The following is a 376-nucleotide window of genomic DNA, read 5'->3' as shown; positions in this document are numbered from 1 at the left end:
CTGTACTCGCTCCAACTCCCGAAACAGAGATCAACAACCTAAAGATCTCCCGCTCACTTTTTTCCCAAAATCCGTACAAGGTATGAGAATCCTCCTTCACCTGCAGGTGTGTAAATAGCCTGAGAGATTCTTCAGAAGGGATCAATGAAAAAGTATGGAGAGAGATATGGATAAAGTAGCTCACCCCGTTGCAATCTATCACCACATTTGTAGGATTTTTTTCAACGAGCCTGCCCTGAATGCTATAGATCATGGAATAAGGATGGTTAGTCAGCCAAAAGTAAGAAAATAAACAGGATAGAAAAATAAGAAAAAACCACTGGAAATAAGCCTTCAAAAAAGGGCATTTTACAGAGGTCATCAAAATAAAAAGCGA

Annotated in this window: 1 protein-coding gene; it reads right to left on the bottom strand. The window is 39.6% G+C overall.

Going from position 1 to position 376, the window contains the following annotated elements:
- Window positions 1–253: Holliday junction branch migration protein RuvA (ruvA, locus tag HC175_RS20450; protein ID WP_168139870.1), on the bottom strand; the 253-nt coding region annotated here is incomplete at its 3' end.
- Window positions 254–376: the final 123 nt, after the last annotated feature.

This window comes from Salinimicrobium oceani (assembly GCF_012037645.1).
Note: the sequence above shows the minus strand (reverse complement) of the source record. Positions and strands in the feature narration are given on the sequence as shown.